Below are 3,530 nucleotides of genomic sequence, written 5' to 3' on the forward strand. Positions count from 1 at the left end.
CTTTTTACCCTACTCAACAAACGCGATCGTCCTTTTGAGAGCCGCTTTACCTAGTTTTTGCAGTGCCATTCCATTTAGGCGACCTCCCCATAATTTTTCTCACTCTAGTAGGATAGCAAATCAGGACAACTGTTTTCGATCGAGAATATAAGGCAACAATTTAGCAATATTTCTAGCATCATCTATGCCTCGGTGATGAGTTCCTTCTAGCGGTAAACCCGCGAGTTGCAGAGCTTTCGCCATGCCATACCCTTTTCGCAAACCTTGCGTTTCTGCAAACAATTGTTTGAGATTGACATGAGGATAAGCAATAGGAAAAGGTACTTTGTGAAAATTGCTGTCTTGTTGAAATTGTTTGCGATCGAAATCACCCCAAGAACCAAACACGCCGTTTGAGTAACCAGACAGCCATTTTTTCAAAAGTGCGATCGCCTCCGGGTAAGTGGGAGCTTCCTCGACTTGTGCCTGAGAAATAGATGTTAGCGATTTGCAGAATTCAGTCAGCATAGGATGGCGAACTGGCTTAATAAAGCTTTGAAATTCATCAATAATAGTTAGCGTTTCTGCTTCTAGCATAACGGCTCCAATCTCAATAATTTCCATCTCACTCTGTTTGATAGTTCCTTGTTTTTTGCAGCAGGTTGCTTCAAGGTCAAGCACTAAATAGTAATTGTAATCTTTTAAATTCATATTTAACCTTTATTTTGAGCCTGTGAAATTACAACAATTTCACCTATACTTATTATAAACCAATCCATCCACCGAGGAGGTACTGCCCCTCCTATCGCCGCGTTATCAGCACGGTGTCTCGCTTTTCGACTTCCGGTGGTTAATTAAAAGGAAGATGAAGGAATCGAACCCTTACAGTTAACTGTACCCCAGTTTTCAAGACTGGTTGCCAACCATTTAGCGGCATCTTCCGAGGGGTGTCTGACGGGAATTGAACCCGCTATTACTGGTTCCACAAAAGGGCGCCGCTACCGCTTTGGCTTCAGACACCGCAGTGGAATCAAGGAGAATTGTAGGCGAAGCCTTCGGGAAGGGTACTCCTAACCTCTTGCGTGCAAAGCAAGCGCTCTACCAATTGAGCTATGACTCCGCGTAAAAGATTCACCTGTCGAGTAAATCTAAAATCTAAAATCTAAAATTGGTGTGGTGGATTGCGATCGGATTTGAACCGATATCTTTCTAACAGCCAGTTAGATGCTTTACCAATTAAGCTACGAACCCATGTAACAGGAGCGGTAGGACTCGAACCCACAACATTCGAGGTAGAAGCTCGACACTCTATCCAGTTGAGTTACGCTCCCATGTTTTTTTGTTAATGTGCGATCGCGCGTACTTTGCGTGTAAGTTATTGGAGCAATGCGTTTTCTCAGTTACTAGAGGGACTGGGCCGATGAGTTACTACACACTCTTTAAAGGATGGCTACTTTCAAGCCTACCTATCGGGTTCATTGCACTCCTCGTTCTCAAACGCTCGCTGATTGTGACAGCGTTACCTTTCCTCTCGTACTAAAGTATGTAGGCTTCAAAGATTGGGACACGCAAAAGGGCGATCGACAATTAACTTTTATCATTATTAATAAAACCAACCTCCATTTATTTAGTCAAGCGGATAACGAGGATCGAACTCGTGTCTAGAGTTTGGAATACTCGAATGCTACCGTTACACCATATCCGCAATATTGGAAATTTAAAACAGCTTTAAAATGTTAATTATTTTTTTTTAAAATACTTGATTAATTTGATCTGAATAAACTGTTAAATTCTGCCAATGTTTTTCTTTGATCGCTAGAGTCTAGTACGGAAAAGATGACGCTTTTAAATCTGCCCGCAAATTGATCGTTCGACAATAAAAAGTCTGCAAACATCTGCGCTACCATTGATGGATCGTTTCTAAATACGCCACATCCCCAAGCACCTAAAACTATCGCCTCGCAACCTTTGTTAAGAGCTAGCGCTAACAATTTTGCACCGCGTCCATACAGAGTTTCCTTGATTTTTTCCCTACCCTCTGACTCTTGTCTCCAAATTTGACCAGCATTGGGAGCTGAACTTGTGATAAAATCTACAATATAAGGTTCATCAAGTAAAGTTCCATCATCTTTGCGGAATACTGGACAACCGGGAGAGTAAATGAGTCTATCGGAGTAGAGCAGCGATTTGTGAGAGCGATGATACTCGTAGTATTGAGGACATTTTAAAAGGCTTTTGTAGAGTGCAGAACTGCGTGCTAAACTTTCTTCTTGTGCTTTAGCGCCTTTGATGAATCCACCACCCGGATTTTTAGCAGAAGCGAAGTTTAGGACTGCAATTTTTGCAAATTTGTGCGATCGCGCTGTACGCTCTGATCCCACTAGCGTTGTCTCATTCCTCACCATAAATTCCGTGTTCGAGAATTGGGGAGTGCCTGAGAGAACATCTTGCTCGATCGCTAACAGGGCTTCGGGTTCGTAGTATGTCGTCCCAGCAATACAGGATGCTAATTGGCGGTCGAGATTGACCTGCTTACCTTCAGGGGACAAGTAGTAACCATCTTCGATGATTTTTAGCGTATGTTGGGCGATCGCGATTCTTTTCATGCTTTTTACTAGGATGTGCTAGAACAAATTAGCGATAAAACTGCTAGATAAAATTTAGCATAATTAGATAAACTCCTTCTGATTTTAGTACAAGCAAGTGACAGGATTGGAACCTGCAAGAAAGCTTTACAAGAGCCTCATGTTGCCAGTTACATCACACCTGCATTTTTGGTAGCGGGGGCAGGAGTTGAACCTGCTATGAAGAGGCTTATGAAACCTCCAAGCCTACCCAGGCTACTTCACCCGCGATGTCACCAAATACCCCTGACTGGCATCGAACCAGCACTGACTAGATCCTAAATCTAGCGCCTCTACCGATTGGGCTACAGGGGCAAAACCGATCGCACTTTTGGATTTTGATACCCAATACCCCTGACTGGACTCGAACCAGCAAAACACTCGTTCTAAGCGAGCGATGTTTTCCAATTACATCACAGAGGTAAAGTCGGGATAGCAGGAGCAGAACTGGGAAGGTAGGACTTGAACCTACATTTGTCCGCTTTCAAAGAGCGGTGCCATGCCAATTAGGCGACTTCCCAATAATTGGATACCGGGGTAGGCTTTGAACCTACATAAACTCCTATTTCAGGGCCATGCCAATACGGTTTACTTAAGACGATCTCCCTGGCACACCCCTTAAAAAGGGGGGAACAAGAATCCCCTCAAAGTCAACCCCTACTCCCCTTCTTAAGGGGGATGCGAGGGGGATCTCCGGGGCATAAATATGTTAAGTGAACCGTATTGAGGGCTATGCAACTTGCCTTTCATCCACTCGGCAATTTGAAAAATGGCTGCCTCAGTAGGACTCGAACCTACAACCATCACGTTAACAGCGTGCAGCTCTACCATTGAGCTATAAGGCAACGCAATCCCCCAAGTCAGTGTCGAACTGACGACTTCTTGTTCTTCAAACAAGCGCTCTACCAACTGAGCTATCGGGGGAAA

Annotated in this window: 2 protein-coding genes and 12 tRNA genes; all 14 read right to left on the reverse strand. The window is 43.9% G+C overall.

Annotated features, from left to right (window positions below):
- Nucleotides 1-120 precede the first annotated feature (120 nt).
- Nucleotides 121-690, reverse strand: a complete 570-nt coding sequence (locus WBA89_RS11805) for an exonuclease domain-containing protein (RefSeq protein ID WP_424406577.1) — start codon at nucleotides 688-690, stop codon at nucleotides 121-123.
- Nucleotides 691-838: 148 nt separating this feature from the next.
- Nucleotides 839-921, reverse strand: a tRNA-Ser gene (locus WBA89_RS11810).
- Nucleotides 922-1,004: 83 nt separating this feature from the next.
- Nucleotides 1,005-1,099 (reverse strand) — tRNA-Ala (locus tag WBA89_RS11815).
- Between the two features lie 54 nt (nucleotides 1,100-1,153).
- A tRNA-Ala gene (locus tag WBA89_RS11820) sits at nucleotides 1,154-1,230 on the reverse strand.
- Between the two features lie 6 nt (nucleotides 1,231-1,236).
- Nucleotides 1,237-1,310: transfer RNA gene (locus WBA89_RS11825), tRNA-Arg, on the reverse strand.
- 303 nt (nucleotides 1,311-1,613) lie between these two features.
- Nucleotides 1,614-1,684 (reverse strand) — tRNA-Gly (locus tag WBA89_RS11830).
- A gap of 58 nt (nucleotides 1,685-1,742) precedes the next feature.
- Nucleotides 1,743-2,585: a TIGR02452 family protein gene (locus tag WBA89_RS11835; protein ID WP_424406579.1), complete on the reverse strand. Its 843-nt coding sequence runs from the start codon at nucleotides 2,583-2,585 to the stop codon at nucleotides 1,743-1,745.
- A gap of 92 nt (nucleotides 2,586-2,677) precedes the next feature.
- Nucleotides 2,678-2,749, reverse strand: a tRNA-Thr gene (locus tag WBA89_RS11840).
- 5 nt (nucleotides 2,750-2,754) lie between these two features.
- Nucleotides 2,755-2,833 (reverse strand) — tRNA-Met (locus WBA89_RS11845).
- Nucleotides 2,834-2,844: 11 nt separating this feature from the next.
- Nucleotides 2,845-2,918, reverse strand: a tRNA-Leu gene (locus tag WBA89_RS11850).
- Nucleotides 2,919-2,952: 34 nt separating this feature from the next.
- Nucleotides 2,953-3,026, reverse strand: a tRNA-Leu gene (locus WBA89_RS11855).
- Between the two features lie 24 nt (nucleotides 3,027-3,050).
- Nucleotides 3,051-3,124: transfer RNA gene (locus tag WBA89_RS11860), tRNA-Gln, on the reverse strand.
- 249 nt (nucleotides 3,125-3,373) lie between these two features.
- A tRNA-Asn gene (locus WBA89_RS11865) sits at nucleotides 3,374-3,448 on the reverse strand.
- 6 nt (nucleotides 3,449-3,454) lie between these two features.
- Nucleotides 3,455-3,527: transfer RNA gene (locus WBA89_RS11870), tRNA-Phe, on the reverse strand.
- Between the last annotated feature and the right edge of the window lie 3 nt (nucleotides 3,528-3,530).

This window comes from Microcoleus sp. (assembly GCF_049646505.1).
GTDB lineage: Bacteria > Cyanobacteriota > Cyanobacteriia > Cyanobacteriales > Microcoleaceae > Microcoleus.

Excerpts from the sequence above, each read along its gene's own strand:
- WBA89_RS11805 (WP_424406577.1), bottom strand. The coding sequence starts at position 690 with ATGAATTTAAAAGATTACAATTACTATTTAGTGCTTGACCTTGAAGCA.
- WBA89_RS11835 (WP_424406579.1), bottom strand. The coding sequence starts at position 2,585 with ATGAAAAGAATCGCGATCGCCCAACATACGCTAAAAATCATCGAAGAT.